Here is a 25,575-nt window from a genome sequence, read left to right on the forward strand (position 1 = left end):
AGGGTGGGCCAGCAATCCTTCGTCAGTTGTTCGAAGGGTTGATGTTGTAGGTGAAGCCCCAATTAAAGGGCACAAACTGCTGCACGAACTGGTTCCAGAAGGTGTAGGCCTCATAGACGCCCGTGCGCGGCACATAGACCACGTCATACTGGGCCAGCCGCACATCGGCGGCGGGGTCCTTGCCCGTGATTGCGGCCATGTAGTCGACGGCCATGGCCTGCGGCTTGTCACCGTCGCCGCGCCGCAGAATGAAGATATTCTCCCGCGAGGCCGACAGCTTCACTCCGCCGGCCCGCGCGATGGCCTGGGTCACGGTCAGGTTGGGACCGACGGTGATGAACTCACCGGGACTGCCCACCTCACCCGCCACATAGACGCGGTTGGGCGCGAAGGAATGGACGATCACGCTGATCTGCGGATCGGTCAGCAGCGTCCGGTACTTTTCCCGCAGGCTGGCCGAAATCTCCGACGGCGCGCGGTTATAGGCCATCACATCCTCGGCGATGGCGGTGGAGATCATGCCGTCGGGCCGCACCACCACTTCCTCGTTCAGCTCCGGATTGAGGTAGAGGCGGATATAGAGCATGTCACCCACCTGCACCTTGTATCCCGGCAGGGTGGCGGCGGTGCCGGCGACGGGCGTCGCCACCTGCGGTGCCGGCGGCAGGGCCGCCTGCTGCTGCGCACAGGCGGTCAGCAGCAGGGGCAGCAGGAGAAGCAGTCTGATCGCGGGCGCCTTCATGGTGACGGCCCGCCTCAATAGGCGCCGTCGCGGCGCAGCACCGCCGATGGCGTGCGCAGCAGCACGCGCAGGTCGGACAGGAAGCTCCAGTTGCGGGCATAATCGCGGTCCAGCCGCACCCGCTCACCATAGCCGGTATCGTTGCGCCCGCTGATCTGCCACACGCCCGTAATGCCGGGGCGGCAGCGGGAATAATCATGGAAGGCCGCGCCATAGCGCCGGACCTCGTCCGCCACGATGGGGCGGGGGCCGACCAGGCTCATATCGCCGGCCAGCACGTTCAGCAGTTGCGGCAACTCATCCAGGCTGGTGGTGCGCAGGAAACGGCCGACCCTGGTCACGCGCGGATCATCGCGCAGCTTGAAATCGCGCTCCCACTCCGCCCGTGCTGCGGGATCGGTGGCCAGCAGGCGGGCCAGCACGGCCTCCGCGTTGGGCACCATGGTGCGGAACTTCCAGCATTTGAAGGGCTGCCCCCGCGCGCCGACACGGCGATGACCGAACAGCACGGGCCCGCCATCACGCTTGGCCAGCACGGCCAGTGTCAGGAACAGGGGGGACAGCAGCGCCAGCAGCGATGCCGATGCGGCGATGTCGAACAGCCGCTTGCTGATCCTTGTAGCCGGGTTCTGCCGCACTGCGGGACGGCGCTCCCGGTCCAGATGCTGGTCGATGGCGGCGGCATGCAGGCGGTGCCAGTCATAACCGCGTGCGCCAGCCGAAGAACCGACCAGAACAGCTTGCCGCGACAGGGGGGCCGTAAAGGCTTGCGATGCCATGATACGCTCCATCTCCGTGGGTAAAGGGTGCCCATCGCCCGCGAATGCAATCGCGGGCGGCGGCAATAGTTTGTTGTTTTCGTCATTCCCAGGTGCCGACTATAACAACCGCAATGGCGCATCGGCCTGTGGTCAATCTGTGTCCTGATTATGCTGCGCTGCAACCAGGATCGCGGCGCTTGGCCCGGCACATCATCCCTTATGATTATGATGCGGCAGGCGGACATGCATGCGCAGGCCGCCGCCCGCGCGGTTGGATGCCGTGACCCCGCCGCCCAGCGCCTCCACATGATGGCGCACGATCCACAGGCCCAGCCCGGCATGGGCGGGTTCCCCCGCCGCCGTGCCGGCGGGCCGGAAGGAGAAGTTGCGGTCGAAAATATGCTCGATCTTGTTGGGGTCGATGCCCGGCCCCTCATCATCGATGATCAGATCGACGCGGCCCGCCGACCGGGTCAAGGTCGTTTCGATGGTGCCGCCGGGCCGGCAGAAGCCGATGGCATTGTCCAGGATATTTTCCACGATGATGTCCAGGATGCCGTCGGGCGCCAGGACCCGCACATTCTCGTCCAGATGACGGATGAAGCGGAGTTGCCGGTCGATGGAGATGTCGCGCGCATTGTGCAGGGCGTCGGCCACCACATGGGTCAGGTTGATGCGCAGCTTCGGCGCCTCGATAAAATCGGCGGTGTCGTTGCCCAGGCGCTGTGCTGCGGAGATCAGGGCCGACAGGCGCGACAGGGCCGTCTCGATCAGTTGCAGGGCGCGCTGGGCCCGCTGATCCTCCCGCGGGGTCACGGCCTTCAGGGGCTGTAGGGCCGACCGGATCACGGCCAACGGTGCCTTCACCGAATGGGCGTTCTCCTCCGCCGTGCCCCTGATATTCGCCGCCGCCCGGTGCAGGTCCTGCACCAGCCGGTCGAAATCACCGGCCACGCTGGACAGTTCGGGCAAGGGGTTGCGGTCGGTGAAGCGGGCGGCCCCGGCCCCGCCCCGCCTTATGTCCCCCGCAACCCGCCGGAAATGCCGTAGCGCGCCCCGCGCCTTCAACACGACCAGCAGGGCCAGGCCCGCGAAGGCCAGATAGATGAAAGCCGCCATGCGGATATTGTCCGTCTGCCAGTAGGGGCGGCCAAAGGCGGTGTTCAGCAGGGCGGACGAATTGTCGGCGGAGACCAAGGCCCAGCAGCCGCGCCGCCCCTGGATGGGAATGACGGAGGTCAGGATCTCCTCCGCCCCGTCCATCTGGCGATAGCGTATTTCGACGGGCTTGTCCCAGGTGCAGCTGTCGCCCAGCGATTTCAGGATGCCGTGGCGGGCCAGGACATCCAGGTCGGCCCCCATCTGCTCGGCGGGCACGCGCGGCGCCGACGCCACGAAATAGAAGCCGCCCGCGGCACCGCCCTGGCTGGGCTTGAACATCAGTTTCAGGATGGTGCCATTATCCGCGAACCGGGCCAGCATGGCGTTCAGCTCCACCGGCGGCACATCCTCGCGCTGTTCCAGGCGGGCGGCCAGGGCCTGCGCCACCAGCCAGCCATTGCGGCGCAGGCTGTCGGCCACCAGATCGCGGCTCTGCTTGTCGGCGCGTTCGAACTGCCCATACAGGATGACGGGCAGCGCCACGAAGATCGAAACCAGGATGATCAGCCGGAAGGTCAGCGACGACAGGGCCAGCCCCGCGTGCCGCCACAGATCGTCAAGCCGGGGTTGGCGGGTTTCGCCAGCAATATCCGAAGGCGGCGAAATTCTCGATCTCCCCGAATCCGGGGTCGATGGCGCGGAACTTGTTTCGAATGCGCTTGACCGAGGATCGGACATTTGTTCGATAGCCATCTTCCCCGCTCCCCGCGATGAAACCGCTGCGATGCACGCAGTCATAGATCGCCCGGTAGGTGACATGGTCGCCGGCATTGTCCACCAGCCGCTGGACGATGTTAAATTCCGTCACCGTCAGGTCCACATCCACCCCGCGCCAATAGGCCCGGCTGAGGCGCGGGCGCAGAACCAGGGCGCCATGGTCGACACTATCGTCCACCGGTGTGCCCGGCGGCAGCTTGGCGGCATCGGCGATCAACCGGGCACGCCGGGCCAGCACGGGCACGCCGCGCGACTTGTCGATGAAATCCAGCGCCCCACGCTCCAGCGCCGCCATCTCGAAACTGGTGCCCGACAGGGCGGTCAGGATGATAACGGGGATGTTCACGCCCCGGCGGCGCAATTGCGGCAGCAGGTCGATGCCGTTCCAGGTGGGCAGGTTCCAGTCCAGGATGATGACATCGGCCTCGTTGCCGTCCGCCAGATAATCCAGCAGGGGCGGCCCGTCGGGGAAACTGGTGACGGCAAAGCCATGATCCTCCAGCTCCGCCCCCACCACCTCTCGGAAATCATCATCATCATCGACCAGGGCCAGGCGCAGGCCCCCTTCCTCCAAGCGCCTATTTCCGGGCTGCGACGCCAGGTCCGTCATCGCCGGCAATGCCGAACCGGGCCGCACAAACTCTGACTGCTCGTTCATCCTGATCATCGCTGGTCACCTCATAGGACAGGGCGCGGAACACCCGCGTCTCGACGTCCGGATAAAGGGTAAGGTTCAGGGCGCATTCGCGGCGGCGAAAGGAAAGGACGCGCGCCGGCGTCTCCTCCCGGCTGTTGGCCGGCGGACCAAGCGCGCGGGTCAGGCTGTCTTCATCCATGCCCACGGGCAGCAGGGGTGGCACCGGTGCCACCATTTCCGGTGCCGGTATCGGCGGGGCGGCGGGCTGGTCCGGTGCCTGGCCCGCCTGTCTGCGTGGCTTGGCCGGTTTTGTCTTGGCGGCTTGGGTGGCGGTTGCCTTGGCCGGCGCGGTGGGTTTGGGGGCAGGCGTGGCGGGTGCGCTGGCCGCCGGACGCGGGGTGGGGTCCGGGCGGACATTGGCGCAGCCGGACAGGATCAGCGCCGTCGCGACCCCCACCGCCGTCCCTACCCGTAACCGCTCTATCCCCCTGCGGGACATATCCGGCTCCCTTCCCTTAAGTCTGATGGTCCTGTCGGATGGCGCCCGCCGGATGATGGGCACTGAATTCCGGCACTTGCACGGGTGGATCGGGGGTAGTTCCGAAAAGGATTTGAACCCTGTTGGGATTACCCCCGGCCAGGGCCCGGACATGGCGCACCCTGCCGGTCGATCGGCACCCGCAGGTAACAGGGGGCACGGCGCCCGGTTCCTGTGACTTCTGACAATGTCCCGGCCCCGTGGGCCGGTGGTTCCCTGCAACAGACCGCAACCGGTTCCATCGTCCCGCCCTATCGGGTCCGGTTCCCGCTGGACGGAAGGGGTGGGATGCGTCGCATAATGCCGGCCCTTCCGTTCGGACCCTGGTGAAGGCAAAAACCGCATGACCCGTAATGCCGCTTCCCCCACCCGCCGCCAGCTGCTGGCCGGTACCGCTTCGCTGGCGATGATGGGGCTGGCCCCCCGCGCGCTCGCCGCCGCCGGTGGTGATGCCACCGGTAAGGCCCAGGCCTTTCTGGATCAACTGACCGACCGTATCCTGGCCTGGTACCCGGAAAACGCCACGCAGCTTGGCATCGACAAGGACCGGCACGCGGGTCTGCGCGCCCGGCTGGGTGACCGGTCGCTGGCCGGGATCGAGGCGCAGCGCGGGGTGGTCAAGGAACAGCTGGCCGCCGTGAAGGCGCTGGACCGCGCCGGCCTGTCGGCAGAGATGCAGGCCAATCTGGAGGTGGCGCAGGCGACCCTGGAACTGTCGGCCAAGGGGCACGGGTTCCGGTTCGGCGACATGGCGCTGCTGAACCAGAGCTATTCCTATCGCAACAGCCCCTATGCCGTGGCCCAGAATGTCGGCGCTTTTGTCGAGGTGCCGGACTTCCTGACCAGCCAGCACAAGATCGAAACCAAAGAAGACGCCGACAGCTACTTGTCGCGCCTGACCCACTATGCCACGGCGCTGGATGCGGAAACCGAACGGCTGCGGGTGGAGGGTGGCCAGGGCTACACATTGCCCGACTTCCTGCTGGACAAGGCCATCGGGCAGTTCACGGGCGTCGCCACCATGCCGGTGGCCGATTGGGAACTGGTGAAACATTTCGAGGCAGGCGCAAAGCAGGTGGGCCACGCCAAACCGGGTGAGGCCACCTCCATCATCACTGAAAAGGTCCTGCCCGCCCTGAAGCGACAGCAGGCGGTGATGGAGCAGCAGCGCAAGGGTGCCCGCAGTGATGCCGGCGTCTGGGCCCTGCCGCAGGGGGCGGATTATTATGCCTGGGCGCTGAGTGCGGCCACCACCACCAGCCTGTCTCCGGACGAGGTGCATGCCATGGGGTTGGAGCAGCTGAAAATGCTGCAGGCCCGCATGGAACCGCTGCTGCGCGCCCAGGGCCTGACCCAGGGGACGGTGGGCGACCGTATGGCCGCCTTGGGCAAGGACCCCAAATATCTGTGGCCGAACGACGACAAGGGCCGCGCCGACCTGCTGGCCTATATCAATGAACGGGTGGACGATATCCGCACCCGCATGCCGCAGGCCTTCACGGTGCTGGTGCCCGGCAAGCTGGTGGTGAAGCGGGTGCCCGTGGCGATTGAGGCCGGCGCCCCCGGCGGCTATGCCAGCGCGGGATCGATGGATGGCAGCCAGCCCGGCTCCTATTACATCAACTTGCGCGACACCAGCATCTGGCCGCGCCACGCCCTGCCCACGCTCTCCTATCATGAGGGCATTCCCGGCCATATCTGGCAGGGTGAATATAGCTACAAGCTGCCCTTGATCCGCACCCTGCTGGCCTACAGCGCCTATACCGAGGGCTGGGCGCTCTATGCCGAGCAACTGGCCGATGAGTTGGGCGTCTATAAGGACGACCCCATCGGGCAGTTGGGCTACCTGCAATCCATGGCGTTCCGCGCCTGCCGTCTGGTCGTGGATACGGGCATCCATGCCAAGCGCTGGACAAGGCAGCAGGCCATTGACTGGTTCGTCACCAACAATGGCTCCACCGCCGCGCAAGTGTCGCGCGAGGTCGACCGTTATTGCTCCTGGCCGGGCCAGGCCTGTGCCTACAAGATCGGCCATACGGCCATCAACCGGGTGCGCGACACTCTGAAGGACCGGTTAGGGGCCAAGTACGATTTCCGCCGCTTCAACGACGCCCTGGTCATGACCGGCAATGTGCCGCTGTCACGGCTGGAGGCACTGGTGGGGGGGCGCCTGTCTATTTGAGCGCTCCCTTCGCTGATGGATTGCGCGAGCGTAGAAACCGCTTGTCGATTTGTGGTTTACTGCGCCCGTGATGCAGATGCCGCACTGGGATGAATGATGAAAGTTGGTTTCGTCGGTTTGGGTAAGCTTGGGATGCCTTGTGCCGTGGCGATGGCCATGAAAGGCCATGATGTCATGGGCTTTGATATCAACGCCGCGGCGATGACCAAGGACCCTCGCCCCTACCGTGAAACCGGCCCGGATGGTGTGGAACCGTTCGATCCCTATCTGGCGGCCTCCAGCGTCCGTTTCGGGTCGCTGGCGGAACTGGCCGATCATTCGGACATCATCTTTGTCGCGGTTCAGACGCCGCATGATCCCCGTTATGAAGGTGTCACCCGTATCCCGCCGGAACGTGTTGATTTCAACTATGACCATCTGGTCATGGCCCTGCGGGATCTGGCGCCGCATGTGAAGCGTCCCACGGCGGTGGTGGTGATCTCCACCGTCCTGCCGGGGACGGTGCGGCGGCATATTTTCCCGGTGATCAATCACCATATGCGCATCTGCTACAATCCGTTCTTCATCGCCATGGGCACGACCATGCGCGATTTCATGAATCCCGAATTCATCCTGTTTGGCGTGCATGACCCCGACGCGGCAAAGCGGGCCCAGGAGCTTTACCGCACCCTGACCGACGCCCCCTTCTATGCCACGTCGGTGGAAAATGCGGAGCTGATCAAGGTTTCCTATAACACCTTCATTGGAATGAAGATCGTTTTCGCCAACACGGTGATGGAGATCTGTCACAAGACGCCGGGCACCGACGCCGATCAGGTCATGGGGGCGTTGAAGATGGCGGGCCGTCGGCTGATCAGCCCCGCCTATCTGAAAAGCGGAATGGGCGATGGTGGCGGATGCCATCCGCGCGACAATATCGCCATGTCCTGGTTGGCGCGGAGCCTTGACCTCAGTTGCGACTTCTTCGAAGACCTGATGATGGCACGGGAGAATCAGACGGAATTCCTGGCCGATCTGATGTGTCGCCATGCCCTGCCCAAGGTTATCCTGGGTTACAGCTTCAAGGCCGAAACCAACCTGACGACAGGCAGTCCGGCTGTGCTGCTGGCCAATATCATGCGCGAAAGGGGTCACCCCGTGGCCCTGATCGATCCGTTCATTGAGGGGATTCCTGACGATTTCGCCGAAGGCGAAGCACGGGTTTTCCTACTGGGGGCGGAACATTCCGTTCTCAAGACGCTGAAATTCCCGGCAGGATCAGTGGTTATCGACCCGTGGCGCATGTTGACGGCGCCGCAGCCTGATATCACCTACATTCCTGTTGGTATCGGCCCGGCTTCGGGGATTTGACACAGTGATCTCGTTCGGCTTCGAGAATTACCGGCGGACACCCCAAGGGGGACATCGGCTGGATGTGTCGGGCCGGGCGGAGCAGGCCGGTGTCAGCTATGGCTGGAACTACTGGTTCCCCTACCTGGGGGCGGTGGAACGGTATCGGTATCGTCTGGATACCGCCGCCGATCTGTTGGCACGCGGAGAGCCGTTCATCTTCCCCGTCGAACTGCGCTATGAGATCATTGAGCATCTCTCAAGCGCCGATACCAGCCATTTCCTGGACCCCTATGTTCCGCCAGCCGTACTGGCAGGCATCAAGACCGGACAGGTGACCCTGGTCATCAGCTTCGCCCATGAGGCGCGGCAATTCTTTTACATGCGGTCACCCGAACAGCAGGTCCGCAATGTCTATGATGACATAGCGGATTTCGTCCGCCGCCATGGTCTGGCACCCCGTCAGGTATGGCTGTTGACGGGGAATATTCATTTTGAAGCCGAATTGGACCATTGGCGGGGCTTCCGGCAGATATCCAGCCTGCCATTCCAGGTCCGTTATGCCGATATCTTCTGTCCCCTTATGAAAGGGATACGGCGTGTCGGCATTGAAGGTGAAACCTACCGTATCCAGGCTGAACTGGCACCGGCCGCCACGGGCGGGGTGTCATGCCGTTCGGTGGAAATCTTTAAGGCCGGCGTGCCTGTCTCGGTACAGGATTTCTACGGTCGTGCCGATGTCATCCGGGCGACGGAGCCCTCGGACCGCTTGTTCCTATGCATGAACAACGCGCCCCGGACGCACCGTGTCCTGGCTTTGGTCATGATGGCGCTGGGCGGGCATCTGGATCAAAGCCTCGTCAGTCTCAACATCCAGCATCCCGAGCGGATACGGTACGAGGATCCGACCGTTCAGCATGCCTGGGAGATGGTGCAGCAGCGCATGCCGCTGCGTGTCGATGATGCCCCGCTGGTCGACGCGGCATTGCAACTGAACGGCACCACGCAGTTCGATAACTCGACCATGATCGGCATTCATGATGACCGGCCCTATCGGCGGGTGCGGTATAATGTCGTTACGGAAACGGCCTACGATAACGGTTTCTGCTTCATTTCCGAAAAGACCTGGAAGGCCATAATCGCCTGCCGCCCCTTTATCATCATCGGCACACCCCACACATTGCGGTTCCTGCGCAGCCGTGGCTATCAGACCTTCAATGATCTTTTCGACGAGTCCTATGATGATCTGGTTGAGTTCGGCGACCGCATCATCCGCATCGGGCAGGCGATGGGAGCCATGGCAGCGTTGGACCCGGTCGAGGTACAGGGGCGTTTCAATGAGATCCTGCGTCATAATCTGCGCATCTTCGTGGACCAGCCGAGCGATCTGGAAAAAGTTCTGAGTGAAATTGCGGCTGGTTGGCCCTGACGAAACAATCTGATCCTGGGCAATCACAATTGTGCCCTTGCACAGGAGCTGTCGGCCCCCTACCTTGGTATCCATGCGTTTCCTTGCGACCCTTCTGCTGCTGGCGGCATTCCTGATGAATGTCCCTGGGCTTCACGCCCGGGACCTGTCGCACAGCCATGGGCAGACGGGGAATGACCAGACGGGGCAGACGCAGATGCTGGCCGGGGCGGACCATGCGCCCGCCGGCAAAATCTCCATGGATTGCCACCATGAATGCAGCCACATCCATGTGGCCGACCGCGCCCGCGGGACCCGTGTGGTGGAACCCGTGGTCTGGGGCGTGACCGCCTATCCGGCGGACGCCCTGCTGCTGCCGGATAGCGCTGACCTGACGCTTCCCGACGAACCCCCGCGCGCCTGACGAACCGATCACCCTCACCGCCGCCCTGACCGGGCGGCCCGGTATCCGTTCGTCATTCGCGGAGTATTCATGCGGCTGCATCATGCGGTCGCCCTGGCGATTTCCATCGCCGGGGCTCCGGCGGCATGGGCGCAATCCACGCCCGCCGCCACCCCCACCCTGTCACCTACGCAGACCCTTCTGACCCCTGACACTGCCATCGCGCTGGCCCTTGAACATGCGCCGCGTGGTGCGGCGGCGCGTGCCCGGCTGGATGCCGCTGGCGGGGCCGTCGATCAGGCCGACACCAGCCCCAATCCGGAGATCGGGTTCGAACTGGAAAATGTCGCCGGTTCCGGTCCCTACCGCGATTTCCGGTCGTCAGAACGCACATACAGCCTGTCGCAGACCATCGAACTGGGCGGTAAGCGCGCACGTCGCACCGATGCCGCCCGTGCGGCCCGCGACGGGGCGGTGGCTGATCTGGCGCTGGCCCGGCTGGATCTGGCGCGCGATGTGCGCCTGGCCCTGTCGGAGGCGGTGGCAGCATCGCGGCAGGTGGCCCTGACCCAGGATGGCCTGCGTCTGGCCGTGGCTGTACAGGACAGCATCAAGGCGCGGGTGGAGGCGGGGCGGGAAGCCCCGATCCAGGCATCGCGCGCCGACATCACGCGGCGACAGGCGCAACTGGCCCTGGATCAGGCCAACCGCCGCCTGACCATCGCGCGCCAGACGCTGGCCGGCCTGACGGGCCTGTCCCCCGCCGCCATCGACCTGGACGAAGGTTGGTTCACCCGCATTGATGCCGATGATGCGGCAGCCGGCGGTGACGGGGCCGATCTACGCCGGCGTCAGGCCGATGTGGCGCGGGGCCGGGCGGAACTGTCGGTGGAACGGGCAAAGGCGATCCCCGATGTCACCCTGTCCGCCGGCTTCCGGCAGTTCCGGGAGGATGGGGAGAATGCCTTCCTGGTGGGCGTGTCGGTGCCCATCCCGATCTTTGACAGCAACCGGGGCGGTATCGCTAAGGCGCGGGCCGATCTGGTGGCGGCGGAGGCCGATCTGGCCGCCGAACGCATCGACCTGGACCGCCGTGCCCATGCCGCTCGTGCCAATCTGGCGGCTGCCCGCGACACGGCCCGCACGCTTCAGGACAGCATCATCCCGACCGCCGAACAGGCCTTCGGTCTGGCCAATGAAGGCTATGCCCAGGGCAAGTTCGCCTATCTGGAGGTGCTGGAGGCACAGCGCACGCTGGTCGATGCACGCACCGATCTGATCAACGCCCTGCAGGGCTTCCACGACGCGCGGGCTGAGCTTGACCGGCTGACCGCCCCGGACATTGAGGTGTCCCCATGAATATCACGAAAAAACATGTCCTGATCGGCGTCTCCGCCATCGCCCTGCTGCTGGCCGGCGGCTTTGCCGTCAAGAGCTTCACCAGCACCCCGAAGCCCGTCGCGGCCAAGGCCGGCGACGGCCATGACCATGGCGCGGGGGAAGAGCATGAAGAGGAAGGCGGTGCCATCCATATGGACGCCGCCACCATCACCCGTTCCAAGATCACGCTGGTGGAGGCAGCACCCGGACCCGTGTCCCGCGATATCCGCGTCACGGGCACGGTCGTGGCCGATGCCGACAAGATGGTGCATGTCACCCTGCGCGTGTCCGGCATCGTGACGGAGGTGCATAAGCGCCTGGGCGAACCGGTGCAGCCGGGCGATGTGCTGCTGGTGCTGGACAGCCGCGATCTGGCCGACGCCAAGGCCGAGTATCTGTCGGCCCTGCGCCAGAACACATTGGCCGCCACCACCCTGTCGCGCGAAGAGGGGTTGTGGCGCAAGCAGGTATCGGCGGAGCAGGATTACCTAACCGCCCGCGCCGCCGCCGAAACCGCCGCCATCACGCTGGCCGCCGCGAAGCAGCGTTTGACGGTACTGGGCCTGTCGAATGCCGAGATTGCGGGCCTGGACAAGCAGCCCTTCAGCCTGGGCCGGCTGGAGGTACGTTCGCCCATCGCCGGTCGCGTCATTGGGCGAGAGGCCGTGCGCGGCGAGCTGCTGTCGGCGGAAAAGGAAGTGTTCTCCGTCGCTGACCTGTCCAGCGTCTGGGTCGAACTGCCCGTCTATGCCGCCGACCTGCCCGCCGTGAAGGAGGGCCAGCCCGTCAGCCTGACCGGCCAGGGTGGGCGCAATGCGGAGGGCAAGGTGGTTGCCGCCGGCGCCACGCTGGACCCGCAGACAGGGGCCGCGCGCGTCGTGGCCGCCCTGGATAATGGCGATGGCGAATGGCGTCCGGGCGATTTCGGGTCCGGCAGCATCCAGGCGGGCGGGGAGGTGGCCGACATCGCCGTCCCCGCCAGCGCCTTGCAGGTGCTGAATGGCGACAATGTCGTCTTCGTGCGCAATGCGGAGGGGTTTGAACCGCGCGTGGTGGAGGTGGGGCGGCGCAACAGCCGCTTTGCCGAGATCACCTTCGGCCTGTTCCCCGGCGAACAGGTGGCGATGGGCAACACCTTCCTGTTGAAGGCCGAGGCCTCGCGTGGGGAAGCCTCCCACAGCCATGCGCATTGACGGGAGGGGATGATGATCGAACCCATCCTGTCCTTTGCCATCCGGCGCCGCGTGCTGGTGGTTCTGCTGGTGGCGGTCCTGGCGGCGTTCGGGGCGCGTTCACTGCTGAACCTGCCCATCGATGCCGTTCCCGACATCACCAACAACCAGATCCAGATCACCACGCTGGCCCCCGCCCTGTCACCGTTTGAGGTGGAACAGCAGGTGACCTACCCCGTAGAGACGGCGCTCGCCGGCATCGCGGGGCTGGAGGATACCCGCTCCATCTCCGTCAATGGCCTGTCGCAGGTGACGGCCATCTTTGAAGAAAAGGTCGATATCTATTTCGCCCGACAGCAGGTGGCCGAACGGCTGGGTGAGGCGCGCGACCGTCTGCCGCCCGGCCTGACGCCCACCATGGGCCCGATCTCCACGGGCCTGGGCGAGGTCTATATGTGGACCGTCGAATATGCGCCCTTTGATGCCAAGAAGGCCAAGGCCGGTGCCGCCGGCTGGCAGCCCGACGGGTCCTTTCAGACGCCAGAGGGCGAACGCCTGACGACAGAGGTGGAACGGGCAACCTATCTGCGCACGGTCCAGGACTGGATCGTGGCGCCGCAGATGAAGGGCGTGCGCGGCGTGGCCGGGATCGACACGATCGGCGGCCATGTCAGGCAATATCAAGTCCTGCCCGACCCGGCCCGGCTGGTGAGTTTCGGCCTGACCTTCGCCGATCTGGGGGCGGCGCTGGAACGCGCCAATCAAAGCCTGGGCGCCGGCCAGATGGAGCGGAACGGGGAGCTGTTCATCGTCCGCTCCGATGGTCGCATCTCCACCGCCGAACAGATTGCCGGCACCGTCATCGCCACACGCGGCGGGGTGCCCGTGCGCCTGTCCGATGTAGCGGTGGTACAGACGGGCCAGGAACTGCGCACCGGGTCGGCCAGCGAGAATGGGCGCGAGGTGGTGGTGGGTACGGCCCTGATGCTGATCGGGCAGAACAGCCGTACCGTTGCCGATGCGGTGGATACCAAGCTTCAGGATATCCGCCGTTCCCTGCCCGCCGACATCCTGGCCAAGACGGTGCTGGACCGCACCGATCTGGTGAACGCCACCATCAAGACGGTGGCCAAGAACCTGACCGAGGGCGCGCTGCTGGTCATCGCGGTGCTGTTCCTGCTGCTGGGCAATATCCGCGCGGCCCTGATCACGGCCCTGGTCATTCCCGTCACCATGCTGATGACGGCGACAGGCATGCTGGAGGCCGGCGTCAGTGCCAATCTGATGAGCCTGGGCGCGCTTGATTTCGGTCTGATCGTCGATGGGGCCGTGATCATCGCGGAAAACTGCCTACGCCGGCTGGGTGAAAGGCAGCATCATCTGGGCCGCGTCCTGAGCTTGAATGAACGGCTGGCCGAAGTGATGGAGGCGGCGAAGGAGATGATCCAGCCGTCGGTCTATGGTCAGGCCATCATCATCGTTGTCTATCTGCCGCTGCTGACCTTCACCGGGGTGGAGGGCAAGATGTTTGAGCCGATGGCGCTGACCGTCATCATCGCCCTGGTTGCGGCCTTCATCCTGTCCCTGACCCTGGTCCCCGCCCTGATCGCCCTGTTCGTGTCGGGCAGGGTGGAGGAGAAGGAGAATGTGATCATCCGCCGGGCCGGCGACTGGTACCGCCCCTGGCTGGACCGGGCGCTGGACGCACCGGTCAAGGCGGCGGGGGGTGCGGCGGCCCTGTTCGGCTTGTCGCTGCTGCTGTTCACACAGCTGGGGCAGGAGTTTATCCCGCAGTTGGATGAGGGCGATGTGGCCCTGAACGCCTTCCGCATCCCCAGCACCAGCCTGCCCCAGGCCACCGAACAGCAATTGGAGATCGAAAAGGTCATCGCCGCCTTCCCGGAAGTGGCCTTTGCCTTTTCCAAGACCGGAACGGCGGAGATCGGAACGGATGTCATGCCGCCCGGCATCTCCCACATGTTCGTGATGCTGAAGCCGCGTGACCAATGGCCCGACCCCGGCCTGTCCAAGGCCGACTTGGTGCAGCGGCTGGAAAAGGCCGTGGGCAGCCTGCCGGGTCAGGTCTATGAGGTCAGCCAGCCCATCCAGCTTCGCTTCAACGAATTGCTAGCTGGCGTGCGCGGCGATGTCGCCATCAAGGTGTTTGGCGATGATTTCGACACGCTGCTGACCACCGCCAACCAGATCGCCGCTGTCATTCAGACGGTGCCGGGGGCGGCGGATGTGCGGGCCGAACAGGTGTCGGGGGCGTCCTTCCTGAATGTGGAGGTGGACCGTGACCGGGCATCCCGCTTCGGCCTGTCGGTGGCCGATGTGCAGGAGGTGTTGGCTATCGCCGTCGGCGGGCGTGAGGCGGGGCTGGTCTATCAGGGCGACCGCCGCTTCGACATTCTGGTTCGCCTGCCCGAAACCCTACGCAATGATCCAGACGCCTTGGCGACCCTGCCGATACCCCTGGCGGTGGTGGAGGGAGAGGCGGCTCGGACGGTGCCGCTGGGCGAGGTGGCAAGCATCCGCTTTGCCGAAGGCCCCAACCAGATCAGCCGGGAAAACGGCAAGCGCCGCATCGTGGTGCAGGCCAATGTCCGGGGCCGCGACATCGGGTCCTTCGTGGCGGAGGCCCAGGAAAAGCTGGCGGCACAGGTGGCAGTGCCGGCGGGATACTGGGTCACCTGGGGCGGGCAGTTCGAAAACCTGATCGCGGCGCGCGACCGGCTGATGATCGTGGTGCCGGCCTGCTTCGCCCTGATTTTCCTGCTGCTCTACAGCGCGCTGGGGTCGGGCCGCGATGCCGTCCTGGTGTTCAGCGGTGTGCCGCTGGCGCTGACGGGCGGCATCCTGGCGCTCTATCTGCGGGGCATGCCGTTCTCCATCTCCGCCGCGGTCGGCATGATCGCCCTGTCGGGCATCGCGGTGCTGAACGGTCTGGTCATGCTGTCCTTCATCCGGCAATTGCGGCTGAAGGGCATGGAACTGGATCAGGCGGTGCGGGAAGGGGCCATGACGCGTCTGCGGCCCGTGCTGATGACCGCCCTGGTGGCCAGCCTGGGCTTTGTGCCCATGGCGCTGTCCACCGGGGTGGGGGCGGAGGTGCAGCGGCCCATCGCCACTGTCGTCATCGGCGGCCTGATCACCGCCACCTTGCTGACCCTGATCGTGCTGCCGGCGCTCTACCGCCGGTTCGCCGCCCCGATCCAATCCAGCGAAGACAATCTTGCCGAAGGGAGGGTGTGATGAAGCGCCTGTTGCCTGTCCTGTTCCTGGCCATGGCGTTGACCGCCTGTGCCCAGGGGCCGCGTGATCTGCCGCGCATCGCCGATGCGGCCTGTCCCAGCGGGGAACGGTTCGTCCGCCCCCATACCGTCCTGCACGGCAATGACGGCGTGCGCGCCCATGCCGATGGCCATGACTGCGCACCGCCGCGCGAACAGACCAAGTGAAGACAGAGGAGAAACATCATGTTGAAGCCGTTTCTGACCGCCGCCCTGATCACGCTGCTGCCCCTGTCCGGGGCCGTGGCTGCCGAAAGGGGCCATGATCACAGCCATGGCAAGGCCGAAAAGGGCAAGCATGGCGGCATGGTGCAGGATGTGGCGGGGGTGGAGGCCGAACTGGTCGTCACGCCCGGCACCGTCGCCGTCTATCTGTCCAACCATGGCACCGCCGCCCTGTCGCCCGATGGCGCCATGGGCAGTGTCCTGCTGACCCAGGGGGCGACCCGCGTCGGCACCATCACCCTGAAACCGGCGGGCGACCGTCTGGAAGGCAAGGGCGAGGTGCCGGCGGGTGCCGATATCGTGCTGAGCCTGCGCACCAAGGATGGCAAGACCGGTCAGGCCAAGTATGAAATGGGCGGCCACGCGCACTGAGTTGGCATATCCTGTCCCTTTCCCACCCGGTGGGAGAGGGGCAGGGTCACTGGATGAGGGGGCCTCATGGGCGACGGACATCATCATGACCATGATCATGCCGGCCACAGCCATGACCATGGCGGCCCGCTGGGGCCGGCGGCGGAACTGCTGACCGCGATGGCCAGCGGTGCCGCCCTGGCCATCGGCTATGGGCTGGAAAGGCTGACGACCGCCCCTGGCTGGCTCCCCCTTGCCCTCTACGTCGCCGCTTTCCTGCTGGGTGGGTTCTTCACGCTGCGCGAAGCGGTGGAGAACCTGCGCCGACGGCGGTTTGAGATCGACACCTTGATGCTGCTGGCCGCCGCCGGTGCCGCCAGCCTGAATGCCTGGGCCGAAGGGGCGCTGCTGCTGTTCCTGTTCGCGCTGGGCCATGCGCTGGAACATCACGCCATGGGCAAGGCGCGCCGCGCCATCGAGGCACTGGCCGTCCTGGCCCCGCGCACCGCCCTGCGCCGCACGCCGGACGGCACGCAGGAGGTGGCGGTCGAGGATCTGGCCCTTGGCGATGTGGTCATCGTGAAACCCGCCGCCCGCCTGCCCGCCGACGGCTTCGTCCTGACGGGGCAAAGCGGTGTGGATCAGGCCCCGGTGACGGGCGAAAGCATCCCCGTCGACAAATCCCCCGTGCCTGATCCGGCACAGGCCCGCGCGGCCCCGGATCGGGTAGATGCCCACCACCGCGTCTTTGCCGGCACCATCAATGGCGATGGGTTGCTGGAGGTGGAGGTGACGCATCTGTCCGGCGACAGCACGCTGGCCCGTGTGGTCCGCATGGTGGCGGAGGCGGAAAGCGCCAAATCCCCCACCCAGCTTTTCACTGACCGGTTTCAGCGCCTCTTCGTGCCGCTGGTCCTGCTGCTGGTTTTCCTGCTGCTGTTTGCCTGGGTTGTGGTCGATGAACCGTTCCGCGACAGTTTCTATCGCGCCATGGCGGTGCTGGTCGCGGCCAGCCCTTGCGCGCTGGCCATCGCCACGCCCAGTGCCGTGCTGTCGGGTGTGGCGCGGGCGGCACGCGGCGGGGTGCTGGTGAAGGGCGGGGCACCGCTTGAACTGCTGGGTGCCGTCACTGCCATCGCCTTTGACAAGACGGGCACTCTGACCGAAGGCCGCCCGCGCCTGACCGACATCATCCCCGCCCCCGGCGTGACGGAGGCGGAATTGCTGTCCGTTTCCGTTGCTGTGGAGGGGTTGAGCGACCATCCCCTGGCGCGTGCGGTAACGCGGGACGGGCGGGATCGCCTGTCCGGTGCGGACATCCCCGCCGCCAGCGACCTGTCCAGCCTGACGGGCCGGGGCCTGTCGGCCCTGGTGGCGGGGGAGAGGGTGCTGATCGGCAAGGCCGACCTGTTTGGTCGGGACGGTGTGGCGCCCCTGTCCGAACCGGTGATGACCGCCGCCGCCGGCCTGCGCAGCGCCGGGCGTACCACCATGCTGGTCCGCCGGGGCGACCGTGACCTGGGCGTGCTGGGCATGATGGACCGGCCACGGGCAGAGGCGGCGGAAAGCCTTGCCCGACTGCGCGCCCTGGGTGTGCGGCATCTGGTGATGCTGTCCGGCGATGCTGGCCCCGTCGCCGCCGCTGTGGGTCAGGAGGTCGGGGTGGACAAGGCCCTGGGCGACCTGATGCCCACTGACAAGGTGGAGGCCATCGGCAAGATGGCGGCGGACGGCATCGTGGCCATGGTGGGCGACGGGGTCAATGACGCCCCGGCCCTGGCCCGCGCCCATATCGGCATCGCCATGGGGGCCGCCGGGTCGGAGGTGGCGCTGGAAACGGCGGATGTGGCACTGATGGCCGACAAACTGTCCCACCTGCCCTTCGCGGTGGGCCTGTCGCGCCAGACCCGCGCCATCATCCGTCAGAATCTGGTGATCAGCCTGAGCATGGTGGCGCTGCTGGTGCCCGCCACCATCCTGGGGCTGGGCATCGGTCCGGCCGTGGTGCTGCATGAAGGGTCGACCCTGGTGGTCGTCTTCAACGCCCTACGCCTGCTGGCCTGGAAGGAGCGGGTATAGGCGGGGTCAGGCCACCCCGATCATCGTCAGATCGGCATCCAGCACCGATAGCTGCGTTTCCGCCGGCCAGCGTTCGGGATCGAAAAAGGCCTGGCTAGCCATGCCATAGATGGTGACCAGCAGCCGTCGCGCCCCTTCCCTGGCCGCATCCTCCGCAAGCCCGCGTTCCATCAGCAGGCTGGTCACCCGTGCCGTGATCTGGCGCGACCGCACCTGCTGTTCGCCTGACAGGGTCTGGTCGGCGATGGCCATGGTCCAGAAGGCGAACCAGACCAGCCAGTCGCGCCGCTGTTCGGCATTCAGCGGCAGCAGGGCTGCCAGATAGGGCCGCACAGCCCCGCCGCCCGCCTCCAGGGCCGCCTCCATCCGCTGGTGCGCGTGCAGGACGGTCGCGCGGTAGGTGTAGAACAGCAGTTCCACCTTGGACGCGAAATAATGGCTGACGATGGCCGTGCTGTATCCGGCGGCCTGCGCCACCTCGCGTACCGTCACGGCCTCGATCCCCGCTTTCGCGATCAGATCCGCCGTCACTTCCGCCACGGCGCGTCGGCGCGCCTCGTGATCCACCACGGCCGGCATTGCTTTTCCTATAACATTCGTTATAAATAACATCCGTTATATAACGGGCGTCAGGCCATCATGCCGCGTGGGAGGAAAAGATGGAAGGGCCGGGGATGGAAATGGCGGATGTGATCGTGCTGGGCAGCGGGGCCGCCGGTCTGGTGGCAGCCCTGGCCGCATCCGATGCCGGCGCGCGGGTCCTGCTGCTGGAGAAAGCGGACGCCATCGGCGGGACCACGGCCCTGTCGGGCGGGGTCTTCTGGCTGCCCGCCAACCGTTTCGCGGGCGATGGCGACAGCAGAGAGAAGGCGCTCTCGTATCTGGATGCGCTGTCGCTGGGCCTGATCGATCCCGTGATGGCGCAAACCTATGTGGACTCGGTGCCCGGCCTGGTCGACTGGCTGTTGGGACCGGTGGGGATGGATATCAGGCTGGTGGAGGGGTTTCCCGATTACCATCCCGAACATCCGGGCGGCATGCCCGATGGGGGCCGGTCGCTGGAACCCGGTCCCTTCGCCATGCCGTCGCTGGGGGCCTGGGCGGAGCGCGTGCTGCGCGGGCGGGCCAATCCCTGGGCCATGATCGGTGAACGCCCGCGCGGCGATGGCAGCGGCGGGGTGGACGCATCCACAATCCAGGCGCGGCGTTCTGCCGGCATCGAATGCTGTGGCCGCGCCCTGGTCGGCTGGCTGCTGAAGGCCTGTCTGGACCGGGGCATCGAACCGCGCCTGAACCAGCATGTCACCGACCTTGTGCGGGACGGGGATGGCCGGGTGACGGGCGTGCGCAGCGGTGATGTCACGATCAATGCCCGGCGCGGTGTGATCATCGCCACCGGCGGGTTCGAATGGGACCGGGATCTGGCGCGTGATTTCCTGCGCGGCCCCGTCGGCCATCTGCCCACGGCCCGCACCTGCACCGGCGATGGGCTGCGTATGGCCATGCGGGCCGGGGCATCCCTGACCAACATGGCAGAGGCCTGGTGGGTGCCCACCATCGCCTGGGGCGGGGCGGCGGCGGCGGGTGACGATCCGACCCGCCATTTCCTGCTGCTACGCGAACGCACCTTGCCGGGGTCGATCATGGTCAATGCCAGGGGCCGGCGCTTTGCCAATGAGGCGACCAATTACAACGCCTTCGGCGCCGTCCTGCACGCCTTCGACCCCGTCGGTTTCACCTATGCCAATCAGCCCTGCTGGCTGATCTTCTGTCAGACCTATCTGGACCGCTACGGCTTCTTCGGGCTGGCGCCCGGCGCCGTGGCCCCGGACTGGATCGCACGCGGCGACAGCATCGGCGCACTGGCCAAAAGGCTGGGCCTGTCTGCCGATGTCCTGACCGATACGGTCGCCCGCTGGAACCAGATGATGGAGGGCGGGCAGGATACGGATTTCGGGCGGGGGACCAGCGCCTATGACGGCTGGAACGGCGATGTCGACCAGCCTGCCGGCCCCGCCCGCACCCTGGGGCCGCTGGATCGCGGGCCTTTCTATGCCGTACCGGTGCATGCCAGCACCCTGGGCACCAAGGGCGGGCCGAAGACCGACCGGGATGGGGCCGTCCTGGACCTGTCGGGACAGCTGATCCCCGGCCTTTATGCGGCGGGCAATGCCATGGGCGGGGTGACGGGCAAGGTCTATGGCGGAGCGGGCGGCACCCTGGGTCCCGCCATGATCTTCGGCTGGCGCGCGGGCCGTGCGGCGGCCCGGTCGAATGAGCGATAAGGGGGAGAAGACCATGACCAACCATTACCCGCACCTGTTCCGCCCCCTGACCATCGGGTCCATGAAGGTGCGCAACCGCGTGATGCTGCCGCCCCATGCCAGTGCGGTGGGTAACCTCTGGGGCACCCCGGCGGAGGCCGCGCGCAACATCGCCTACTGGGCGTCACGCGCGCGGGCCGGGGCCGGCTGGATCGACGGGATCACGGGTTTTGTTGAAAACCGCATGCCGCCGGGGTTTGAACCCACAGGCGTGGGCGCCATGAAGAACGGCGTCTTCCGCCTGCCGCATTATCTGGACCGGGCCGGTGCCTATGCGGCGGCGGTGAAAGCGGAAGGGGCGGTGGCAACCACGCAGCTGGTGATCCAGGGCGGCATGCCGCACGCGCCCAGTGCGCGCCTGTCCGGCCCCCTGATCCATCAGGTGCCCCACGCCCTGGACCGCGATGAAATCCGCTGGTTCGTGCAGGAATACCGCTTCTCCGCCGCGCAGGCGCAGAAGGCGGGCCTGGACGGGGTGGAAATCCATGCCAACCATGATGATTTGATGGAATGGTTCCTGTCGCCCCTGACCAACCGGCGCGAGGATGAATATGGCGGGTCGTTTGCCAACCGCTTGCGCTTCATCACCGAAATTCTGACGGAGATCAGGGACGCCACGGGACCGGGCTTCACCGTTGGCATCCGCATGAACATGGCAGAGGGCGAACCGGGCGGATACGACCTGCTGGGCGGCGCAGCCATTGCCGGGCGGCTGGCCGATGCCAGGCTGGTGGATTATGTGCATCTGGTGATGGGCAGCCCGTGGGGCGACCCCTCCTATATCCAGCCGCACCATTACCCCGCCGGCGGCTGGGCCGAACAGGCGGCCCTCTATCGCCGGTCACTGTCCATCCCCATCGTCTATACGGGCCGCATCACGGGGCCGGACGTGGCGGAACAGGCGCTGGCCGAGGGGCATGCCGATGTGGTGGGCATGGCGCGGGCGCATTTCGCCGATGGCGCGTTACTGGCCAAGGCGCGCGAAGGCCGGGCAGCGGACATAAGGCCCTGCATCGGCTGCAATGAATGTATCAGCCGGCGTTATGTGGAGAACCTGCCCTTTGCCTGCGCCGTCAATCCCGATGCGGGAAGGGAGGTGGAGGGGCCATTGCCCCGCGTGGCGGCAGAAAAACGCCTGCTGGTGGTGGGTGGCGGTCCGGCGGGGCTGGAACTGGCGGTGCGCGCCGCCGAACGCGGGCACAAGGTGACCTTGTGGGACGCCGCCGACCGGCTGGGCGGACAGGTGCGGCTGGCGGCCTTGCTGCCGACCCAGGAAGGGTTCACGTCCTGGATCGACCATTTGTCCCGCCGCCTGGACCAATTGGACGTACATGTCCATCGCGGACGCCGGGCCACAGCCGATGCGGTGCTGGCGGAAGGCATGGACATGGTGGCGGTGGCCACCGGCGCCGTGGCCCGTAAACCCGATATCAAGGGCCTGGACCTGCCCTTCGTGCATGAGATGCGCGATGTCCTGACCGACCGCGCCGCGCTGGGCCGGCGGGTGCATATCATCGTGCAGGATGACCATTCCGCCCCGCTGGCCCTGGCCGATCTGCTGGCGCAACGCGGGCATGTGGTGACCCTGCTGTATCAGACGCCGGGTCCGGCACCCCTTGTGGGGCGCTATACGTTGGGCGCGTTCCTGGCCCGGTTGTCGCGCGGCGGGGTGACCTTCCGCCATCAGGTGCAGGCCATGGCCATCGAGCCGGGCCGCATCCGCCTGCGCAATGTCTTCTCCTTCAAGGAGGAAATGGCCGACGGGGTGGACAGCGTGGTCCTGGCCTGCGGGTCGGTGCCCGATGCCGGGCTTTATGATGCGCTGAAGGGGCGGCAGACCAACCTGCATCTGCTGGGCGATGCCTTCGCCCCCCGCCGCATCGTGTTCGCCACCCAGCAGGCCTATGCGCTGGCTGCGACCCTGTAGATGGCTTGGCGTTGACAGGGGGCGGGCGTATAAGCGGGGCCGTTAACCCCGGATTGCACAGACATGACCACCATCGCCGTTGCCGCCCTTTACCGTTTCCATCCGCTGCCGGGGTTTCAGGACCTGCGCCAGCCGCTGTTCGACATGATGGCGGCAGAGGGTGTGTGCGGGACGCTGCTGCTGGCGGCGGAGGGGATCAACGGTACCATCGCCGGGCCGGCGGATACCATGCCGGGCGTGGTGGCGAAGATCGGGCAGATCACGGGGCTGGACGGTATCACGCCGCGCTGGTCCACCACCGACACGCCCCCCTTTGGCCGCCTGAAGGTGCGGCTGAAGAAGGAGATCGTGACCATGGGCGTGCCCGGCATCGACCCGCTACGGGCCGTCGGCACCTATGTGGAGCCGGAGGATTGGAACGACCTGATCAGCGATCCCGAAACGCTCGTCATCGACACCCGCAACAGTTTTGAGGTGGGGTACGGCACCTTCAAGGGGGCCGTCGATCCCGGCACCACCACCTTTGGCCAGTTCCCCGATTATGTCCGCCGCACCCTGGACCCGGCCAAACACCGCAAGGTCGCCATGTTCTGCACCGGCGGCATCCGCTGTGAAAAGGCGACGGCCTATATGCTGGAACAGGGATTCGGGGAGGTCTACCACCTGAAAGGCGGTATCCTGAACTATCTGGAACGCATCGTTCCCGATGACAGCCTGTGGGAAGGCGGCTGCTTCGTCTTCGACGAACGGGTGGCCCTGGGTCATGGCCTGGAACCGGTCCCCGGCATCGTGCGGGATGACAAGGTGGGGGGAAGCTGACGGACGCTGCGCGTTCAACTCAGCCAAGCCATCAGTACTAGAGCGGCCTAACGTTGACTGGAAGCACTCCCCTACTGTCATCCCCACGAAAGTGGGGACCCAGTGTGAGGCGCGGTTAGCGCCGATATGAGTCATGTCGCGGCTATCGCTGCTCTCGCTGGGTCCCCGCTTTCGCGGGGATGACAAAGAAAAGGCGATTCCAGTCAAAGGAAGCTTGCTCTAATAATCGCCTTCCCGGCGAAGGCCGGGACCCAGGGGCCTCAAGCTCAGACCTTTCCATCTGAACCGCGCGCCGCACACTGCTGTCAGGCGCTTGGCCCCTGGGCCCCGGCCTTCGCCGGGAAGGCAAAAGAATGAATGCGAGGGTTTGGCGAGGCCCCCCGTCAGAACATCATTTCCAGCACGCGGTCGCGCGGCTGGTGGCCGTCGGCGAAGGTCTTGATGTTGACGATCACCTTCTCGCCCATGTCGATACGCCCCTCCAGCGTGGCCGATGCCATGTGCGGCAGCAACACGACATTGTCGAGCTTCAGCAGCTTGGGATCGACATTGGGCTCATCCTCATACACGTCCAGGCCGGCGGCCCCGATCTCGCGCCGTTGCAGCATGCGGGCCAGCGTCGCCTCGTCCACCACCTGACCACGGCTGATATTCACCAGGATGGCGGTGGGTTTCAGCAGGGCCAGACGCCGTGCGTTCAGCAGGTGATAGGTTGCTGGTGTGCGCGGGCAGGTGATGGCGACGATATCCATGCGCGCCAGCATCTGATCCAGGCTTTCCCAATAGGCCGCATCCAGTTCCGCCTCCACCTCCGGGTGGACGGGCTTGCGGTTATGGTAATGGATGGACAGGCCGAAGGCCTTGGCGCGCCGCGCCAGCGCCTGACCGATGCGGCCCATGCCGATGATGCCCAGCCGCTTGCCGGCCAACCGCGATCCCAGCATGACGGTGGGCGCCCAGCCCGTCCATTGCCCGGACCGCACCAGCCGCTCCCCCTCCGACAGGCGCCGGGCCGTGGCCAGGATCAGGGCCATGGTCATGTCCGCCGTATCCTCGGTCAGCACGCCGGGCGTGTTGGTGACCAGGATGCCCTTGTTGCGGGCGACGCGCAGGTCGATATGGTCAACGCCATTGCCGAAATTGGCGATCATCTTCAATTGCGGCCCGGCCTGGTTCAGCAGGGCCTCGTCGATCGTGTCGGTGACGGTGGGCACCAGGATGTCGGCGGTCTTCACCGCCTCTTCCAGCTCGGCCCGCGTCATCGGATGGTCATCCAGGTTCAGGCGCGTGTGGAACAGCTCCATCATCCGTGTTTCGATGACGTCCGGCAGCTTGCGCGTGACGATGACCAGGGGCTTCCGGCGTTCGGCCATGTGCGGTGATCCTCCCGAGACCTGTTTGCCATAGCAGTACAAGCGCCAGCCGCCCTTGTCCATGATGCCGGCACGGTCGCGCGGATGGTCGCTGGTGCTTGACCCGGATATCCGGGGTACGGCACAAAGGGTTGTTAACGAATGTTGCCGGGGTTTGCCGGCCTGCCTTGCATGGGGCGTTGTGTTGCTGGAAACGCGGACGGGAAAGATGCGCACACCTGTGGCGGCGGGCATGACCCGCGTGCTGCTGGCCGGTCTTCTGTCGGTCGCGGCCCTGCTTAGCCCCGCCACCGGCATGGGCCAGGAAACCGACCCCAGGTCGGACATGATCGTGCGCTCCGGCCTTCCGGTCCCACGCTTCGTGTCGCTCAGGTCGGGTGAGGTGAATGTCCGCACCGGCCCTGGCCGGTCTTATCCGATCGACTGGGTGTTCGTGCGCCCCGGCATGCCGGTGGAAATCACGGCGGAATTCGACACCTGGCGCCGCATCCGCGATGTGGAGGGGACCCAGGGCTGGGTGCATCAATCCATGCTGTCGGGCCGCCGCACCCTGGTCATCACGGGTGAGTTGCGCACCGTCCGCGAACGGCCCAGCGCGTCCGCCGCCGCCGTGGCCCAGGCCGAACCCGGCGTCATGGGCCGGCTGGTTTCCTGCAAGGGGCCATGGTGCGAGGTGGAAATCCAGGGCTATCACGGCTGGCTGGAACGCACCGACTTCTGGGGCATCTATGCCAATGAAGAGGTTGAGGATTAG

Annotated in this window: 21 protein-coding genes; 14 read left to right on the forward strand and 7 right to left on the reverse strand. The window is 66.0% G+C overall.

What is annotated here, in order from left to right:
- Positions 1-22: 22 nt before the first annotated feature.
- The 5 genes from ACODSP_RS08775 to ACODSP_RS08795 form a co-directional block, all read right to left on the reverse strand.
- The gene (locus ACODSP_RS08775; protein WP_488965233.1) at positions 23-742 is read right to left on the reverse strand and encodes a polysaccharide biosynthesis/export family protein; all 720 of its coding nucleotides are present in this window, start codon (positions 740-742) and stop codon (positions 23-25) included.
- 14 nt (positions 743-756) lie between these two features.
- The gene (locus ACODSP_RS08780) at positions 757-1,521 is read right to left on the reverse strand and encodes a sugar transferase (protein WP_444734836.1); all 765 of its coding nucleotides are present in this window, start codon (positions 1,519-1,521) and stop codon (positions 757-759) included.
- A gap of 192 nt (positions 1,522-1,713) precedes the next feature.
- Complete coding sequence (locus tag ACODSP_RS08785; RefSeq protein ID WP_488965234.1) at positions 1,714-3,147, reverse strand: sensor histidine kinase; 1,434 nt, start codon at positions 3,145-3,147, stop codon at positions 1,714-1,716.
- A 73-nt stretch (positions 3,148-3,220) separates the two neighbouring features.
- Positions 3,221-3,955, reverse strand: coding sequence for a response regulator transcription factor (locus ACODSP_RS08790; protein WP_488965235.1), 735 nt, complete (start codon positions 3,953-3,955; stop codon positions 3,221-3,223).
- Positions 3,956-3,959: 4 nt separating this feature from the next.
- Positions 3,960-4,517: a hypothetical protein gene (locus ACODSP_RS08795; RefSeq protein WP_488965236.1), complete on the reverse strand. Its 558-nt coding sequence runs from the start codon at positions 4,515-4,517 to the stop codon at positions 3,960-3,962.
- Between the two features lie 382 nt (positions 4,518-4,899).
- Between ACODSP_RS08795 and ACODSP_RS08800 the strand changes: the two genes are divergently transcribed.
- The 10 genes from ACODSP_RS08800 (at position 4,900) to ACODSP_RS08845 (ending at position 18,378) form a co-directional block, all read left to right on the forward strand.
- On the forward strand, positions 4,900-6,738 hold the full coding sequence (locus ACODSP_RS08800) for a DUF885 domain-containing protein (RefSeq protein WP_488965237.1): 1,839 nt from the start codon (positions 4,900-4,902) through the stop codon (positions 6,736-6,738).
- 96 nt (positions 6,739-6,834) lie between these two features.
- Entirely contained in the window at positions 6,835-8,088 is a 1,254-nt protein-coding gene (locus tag ACODSP_RS08805) for a nucleotide sugar dehydrogenase (protein WP_488965323.1), read from the forward strand.
- A gap of 4 nt (positions 8,089-8,092) precedes the next feature.
- Complete coding sequence (locus ACODSP_RS08810; RefSeq protein WP_488965238.1) at positions 8,093-9,496, forward strand: hypothetical protein; 1,404 nt, start codon at positions 8,093-8,095, stop codon at positions 9,494-9,496.
- A 73-nt stretch (positions 9,497-9,569) separates the two neighbouring features.
- Positions 9,570-9,899, forward strand: coding sequence for a hypothetical protein (locus tag ACODSP_RS08815; protein WP_488965239.1), 330 nt, complete (start codon positions 9,570-9,572; stop codon positions 9,897-9,899).
- 69 nt (positions 9,900-9,968) lie between these two features.
- Complete coding sequence (locus ACODSP_RS08820; protein ID WP_488965240.1) at positions 9,969-11,237, forward strand: TolC family protein; 1,269 nt, start codon at positions 9,969-9,971, stop codon at positions 11,235-11,237.
- Positions 11,234-12,451 carry an efflux RND transporter periplasmic adaptor subunit gene (locus tag ACODSP_RS08825; RefSeq protein WP_488965241.1) on the forward strand — a complete coding sequence of 406 codons (1,218 nt, stop codon included), beginning with the start codon at positions 11,234-11,236 and terminating at the stop codon, positions 12,449-12,451. The genes ACODSP_RS08820 and ACODSP_RS08825 overlap by 4 nt, the downstream gene beginning before the upstream one ends.
- Before the next feature lie 9 nt (positions 12,452-12,460).
- A complete protein-coding gene (locus tag ACODSP_RS08830; protein ID WP_488965242.1) occupies positions 12,461-15,685 on the forward strand; it encodes an efflux RND transporter permease subunit in 3,225 nt (1,074 codons plus the stop codon).
- Positions 15,685-15,891 carry a hypothetical protein gene (locus tag ACODSP_RS08835; protein WP_488965243.1) on the forward strand — a complete coding sequence of 69 codons (207 nt, stop codon included), beginning with the start codon at positions 15,685-15,687 and terminating at the stop codon, positions 15,889-15,891. The genes ACODSP_RS08830 and ACODSP_RS08835 overlap by 1 nt, the downstream gene beginning before the upstream one ends.
- 18 nt (positions 15,892-15,909) lie before the next feature.
- The gene (locus ACODSP_RS08840) at positions 15,910-16,320 is read left to right on the forward strand and encodes a hypothetical protein (protein ID WP_488965244.1); all 411 of its coding nucleotides are present in this window, start codon (positions 15,910-15,912) and stop codon (positions 16,318-16,320) included.
- Between the two features lie 66 nt (positions 16,321-16,386).
- Complete coding sequence (locus ACODSP_RS08845) at positions 16,387-18,378, forward strand: heavy metal translocating P-type ATPase (protein ID WP_488965245.1); 1,992 nt, start codon at positions 16,387-16,389, stop codon at positions 18,376-18,378.
- Positions 18,379-18,384: 6 nt separating this feature from the next.
- Here ACODSP_RS08845 and ACODSP_RS08850 read toward each other — a convergent pair whose 3' ends face one another.
- Positions 18,385-18,957, reverse strand: coding sequence for a TetR/AcrR family transcriptional regulator (locus tag ACODSP_RS08850; protein WP_488965246.1), 573 nt, complete (start codon positions 18,955-18,957; stop codon positions 18,385-18,387).
- Positions 18,958-19,037: 80 nt separating this feature from the next.
- On the opposite strand from ACODSP_RS08850, the gene ACODSP_RS08855 reads away from it, so the two are divergent.
- The 3 genes from ACODSP_RS08855 to trhO all read left to right on the forward strand — a co-directional run bounded on the left by ACODSP_RS08855 (position 19,038) and on the right by trhO (position 23,448).
- Positions 19,038-20,663 (forward strand): FAD-dependent oxidoreductase, encoded by a 1,626-nt coding sequence (locus ACODSP_RS08855; protein ID WP_488965247.1) that lies wholly within the window; start codon positions 19,038-19,040, stop codon positions 20,661-20,663.
- A gap of 13 nt (positions 20,664-20,676) precedes the next feature.
- Positions 20,677-22,629, forward strand: a complete 1,953-nt coding sequence (locus tag ACODSP_RS08860) for an oxidoreductase (protein ID WP_488965248.1) — start codon at positions 20,677-20,679, stop codon at positions 22,627-22,629.
- A 63-nt stretch (positions 22,630-22,692) separates the two neighbouring features.
- Positions 22,693-23,448, forward strand: coding sequence for an oxygen-dependent tRNA uridine(34) hydroxylase TrhO (trhO, locus tag ACODSP_RS08865; RefSeq protein ID WP_488965249.1), 756 nt, complete (start codon positions 22,693-22,695; stop codon positions 23,446-23,448).
- A gap of 383 nt (positions 23,449-23,831) precedes the next feature.
- On the opposite strand, the gene ACODSP_RS08870 is transcribed toward trhO, so the two are convergent.
- Positions 23,832-24,821 carry a 2-hydroxyacid dehydrogenase gene (locus ACODSP_RS08870; RefSeq protein WP_488965250.1) on the reverse strand — a complete coding sequence of 330 codons (990 nt, stop codon included), beginning with the start codon at positions 24,819-24,821 and terminating at the stop codon, positions 23,832-23,834.
- 208 nt (positions 24,822-25,029) lie between these two features.
- Here ACODSP_RS08870 and ACODSP_RS08875 point away from each other — a divergent pair, with 208 nt between their 5' ends.
- Positions 25,030-25,575, forward strand: coding sequence for an SH3 domain-containing protein (locus ACODSP_RS08875; RefSeq protein WP_488965251.1), 546 nt, complete (start codon positions 25,030-25,032; stop codon positions 25,573-25,575).

Source organism: Niveispirillum sp. FG156 (assembly GCF_057809555.1).

What these genes read in the sequence shown, in the direction of transcription:
- ACODSP_RS08775 (WP_488965233.1), bottom strand. Translation starts at nt 742, where the DNA reads ATGAAGGCGCCCGCGATCAGACTGCTTCTCCTGCTGCCCCTGCTGCTG.
- ACODSP_RS08780 (WP_444734836.1), bottom strand. Translation starts at nt 1,521, where the DNA reads ATGGCATCGCAAGCCTTTACGGCCCCCCTGTCGCGGCAAGCTGTTCTG.
- ACODSP_RS08795 (WP_488965236.1), bottom strand. Translation starts at nt 4,517, where the DNA reads ATGTCCCGCAGGGGGATAGAGCGGTTACGGGTAGGGACGGCGGTGGGG.
- ACODSP_RS08800 (WP_488965237.1), top strand. Translation starts at nt 4,900, where the DNA reads ATGACCCGTAATGCCGCTTCCCCCACCCGCCGCCAGCTGCTGGCCGGT.
- ACODSP_RS08805 (WP_488965323.1), top strand. Translation starts at nt 6,835, where the DNA reads ATGAAAGTTGGTTTCGTCGGTTTGGGTAAGCTTGGGATGCCTTGTGCC.
- ACODSP_RS08815 (WP_488965239.1), top strand. Translation starts at nt 9,570, where the DNA reads ATGCGTTTCCTTGCGACCCTTCTGCTGCTGGCGGCATTCCTGATGAAT.
- ACODSP_RS08820 (WP_488965240.1), top strand. Translation starts at nt 9,969, where the DNA reads ATGCGGCTGCATCATGCGGTCGCCCTGGCGATTTCCATCGCCGGGGCT.
- ACODSP_RS08825 (WP_488965241.1), top strand. Translation starts at nt 11,234, where the DNA reads ATGAATATCACGAAAAAACATGTCCTGATCGGCGTCTCCGCCATCGCC.
- ACODSP_RS08830 (WP_488965242.1), top strand. Translation starts at nt 12,461, where the DNA reads ATGATGATCGAACCCATCCTGTCCTTTGCCATCCGGCGCCGCGTGCTG.
- ACODSP_RS08835 (WP_488965243.1), top strand. Translation starts at nt 15,685, where the DNA reads ATGAAGCGCCTGTTGCCTGTCCTGTTCCTGGCCATGGCGTTGACCGCC.
- ACODSP_RS08840 (WP_488965244.1), top strand. Translation starts at nt 15,910, where the DNA reads ATGTTGAAGCCGTTTCTGACCGCCGCCCTGATCACGCTGCTGCCCCTG.
- ACODSP_RS08845 (WP_488965245.1), top strand. Translation starts at nt 16,387, where the DNA reads ATGGGCGACGGACATCATCATGACCATGATCATGCCGGCCACAGCCAT.
- ACODSP_RS08850 (WP_488965246.1), bottom strand. Translation starts at nt 18,957, where the DNA reads ATGCCGGCCGTGGTGGATCACGAGGCGCGCCGACGCGCCGTGGCGGAA.
- ACODSP_RS08855 (WP_488965247.1), top strand. Translation starts at nt 19,038, where the DNA reads ATGGAAGGGCCGGGGATGGAAATGGCGGATGTGATCGTGCTGGGCAGC.
- ACODSP_RS08860 (WP_488965248.1), top strand. Translation starts at nt 20,677, where the DNA reads ATGACCAACCATTACCCGCACCTGTTCCGCCCCCTGACCATCGGGTCC.
- trhO (WP_488965249.1), top strand. Translation starts at nt 22,693, where the DNA reads ATGACCACCATCGCCGTTGCCGCCCTTTACCGTTTCCATCCGCTGCCG.
- ACODSP_RS08870 (WP_488965250.1), bottom strand. Translation starts at nt 24,821, where the DNA reads ATGGCCGAACGCCGGAAGCCCCTGGTCATCGTCACGCGCAAGCTGCCG.
- ACODSP_RS08875 (WP_488965251.1), top strand. Translation starts at nt 25,030, where the DNA reads ATGCGCACACCTGTGGCGGCGGGCATGACCCGCGTGCTGCTGGCCGGT.